The sequence below is a fragment of the Acidithiobacillus sp. TH-A35 genome, from assembly GCF_057473505.1.
Genome location: NZ_JBYCKR010000300.1, coordinates 1 through 2,055, shown reverse-complemented (window position 1 = coordinate 2,055; position 2,055 = coordinate 1). Strand labels below are relative to the sequence as shown.

Sequence of the window (2,055 nt, the reverse complement as noted above, 5' to 3'; positions counted from 1 at the left end):
GAGAACACCATCAACTACCAGACCATCTGCCAGCGCCTGGTCGCCCATATCGCCGCGTCAGAATTGGAACTGGTGGAGACCCTGGCCGAGCAGATTGCCGACATCATTCGCAGTGAATTCGGTGCGGCCTGGGTGCAGGTGACGGTGCACAAACCCGCCGCCGTGCGCGGAACACGGGATGTGGGGGTGCGGATCGAGCGGGGCAGTCGCCTGCCTTGAGCGACCAAGGGCCCGATCAGGCCGACACCAGCACCCCATGCAAATCATGGGCATCCGCCCGGGTGATCTCCACCTCCACCCAGTCCCCGACCTGCAACCCCGCCGCCTTGCCCAGATGCACCACACCATCGATCTCCGGGGCATCGCTGGCGGAGCGGGCGATCACCTTGCCCCCCCGGCCCACCTCGTCCACCAGCACCCGCTGACGCTGGCCCACCCAGCGTTGTAGTCGCCCCCGGCTGATGGCTTCCTGCACGGCCATGAATTCGGCGCGACGTTCTTCTTTGACCAGATCCGGCACCGCGCCAGCGATCGCGTTGGCGGGCGCGCCGTTCACGGCCGAATAGGCGAAACAACCGACCCGATCCAACTCCGCCGCCCGCAGAAAATCCAGCAGTTCCGCAAAATCCGCATCGGTCTCGCCGGGGAAGCCGACGATGAAGGTGCTGCGGATGGTCAGGTCCGGCACTGCCTGGCGCCAGGCCAGAATTCGGTCGAGGGTCTTTTCGGCGGCAGCGGGGCGGCGCATGACCTTGAGGATGCGCGGACTGCCGTGCTGCAGGGGCACATCCAGATAGGGCAGAATTTTACTTGCCGCCATCAGGGGCAGGAGTTCGTCGATATGCGGGTAGGGGTAGACGTAGTGCAGGCGCACCCAGACGCCGAGTTCGCCCAGGGCCGCGCAGAGATCAGTGATGCGGGTCTTGAGCGGGCGGCCGTTGTGAAAGGCGGTGCGGTATTTGCGGTCCACCCCGTAAGCGCCGGTGTCCTGGGAAATCACCAGCAGTTCTTTGACGCCGCCCGCCACCAGCGCCTCGGCCTCGCGCAGAATATCGTCCGGCGCGCGGCTGACCAGCTTGCCGCGCATGCTGGGGATGATGCAGAAGCTGCAGGACTGATTGCAGCCCTCGGAGATTTTCAGATAGGCGTAGTGGGGCGGCGTCAGGCGCAGGCCCTGGGGCGGGACCAGGTCGGTGTAAGGGTCGTGGGCCGGAGGGAGTGCCTCGTGAATCGCGTCGAGCACGGCACTGGCCTGATTGGGGCCGGTGACGGCGAGCACCTTGGGATGTGCGCTGCGCACAAAGTCGCCGCCCTCGCGGGCACCCAGACAACCGGTGACCACCACCTTGCCGTTCTCATCCAGCGCCTCGCCGATGGCTTCCAGGGATTCCTCCACCGCCGCGTCGATAAAGCCGCAGGTGTTGACGACGACCACATCGGCGCTGGCGTAATCCCCCACCAGCAGATAGCCCTCGGCGCGCAACTGGGTGAGGATGCGCTCGCTGTCCACCGTGGCCTTGGGGCAGCCGAGGCTGACGAAGCCGACTTTGGGCGGTGTATTCGCGCTCGCCTTCAAAAGGTATTGCTCACACTGACTACTCCCGGCACCGCGCCGACGATACGCTCGACCACCTGTTTGAGATCGATGACGGCATTGGGGCAGCCCGCGCAGGCGCCTTTCATGCGTACCCGCACGTCGCGTTCGACAATTTCCACCAGTTCGATATCGCCGCCATCGCGGTGGAGAATGTGGCGCACCGTTTGCACCGCTTCGGTGACGGTCGCAGGGTCGGGCAGGGGATCGTCGGGTCCATAGCGTTTCTGGCGGTCGAGTCCGCGTTCGGCCATGGCCTGGGCGTGGGCGATTTTGGCCGCGGCGAGGGGGTCTTCCGCCTCCAAGGCGTCCAGTTCGTCTTCGCTGTAAAAGCGGATGGGGGATTTTACGGTTGGGCTCATGACCGTCAATATAACATGCGACCGCCATCGACGACGAGATTGTGGCCAGTGACATAAGGCGCATCGAAGAGCAGATAGCGGACGGCGCCGGCAATATCC

The 2,055-nt window shown here is 64.9% G+C and carries 3 protein-coding genes; 1 reads left to right on the top strand and 2 read right to left on the bottom strand.

The genetic code is table 11. The features are described 5' to 3' along the window. Nucleotides 1-219, top strand: a 219-nt coding sequence (locus AC2VNK_RS09615; RefSeq protein WP_486883591.1) for a dihydroneopterin aldolase, incomplete at its 5' end; no start/stop codon positions are given. Between the two features lie 16 nt (nucleotides 220-235). On the opposite strand, the gene rimO is transcribed toward AC2VNK_RS09615, so the two are convergent. Further along, nucleotides 236-1,576, bottom strand: coding sequence for a 30S ribosomal protein S12 methylthiotransferase RimO (gene rimO, locus AC2VNK_RS09610; RefSeq protein ID WP_486883590.1), 1,341 nt, complete (start codon nucleotides 1,574-1,576; stop codon nucleotides 236-238). Next, the gene (locus AC2VNK_RS09605; protein WP_291523208.1) at nucleotides 1,573-1,956 is read right to left on the bottom strand and encodes a NifU family protein; all 384 of its coding nucleotides are present in this window, start codon (nucleotides 1,954-1,956) and stop codon (nucleotides 1,573-1,575) included. Before AC2VNK_RS09605 ends, rimO begins: the two co-directional genes overlap by 4 nt. Between the last annotated feature and the right edge of the window lie 99 nt (nucleotides 1,957-2,055).

Coding starts and splice junctions, on each gene's coding strand:
- AC2VNK_RS09605 (WP_291523208.1), bottom strand. CDS start 1,956: ATGAGCCCAACCGTAAAATCCCCCATCCGCTTTTACAGCGAAGACGAA.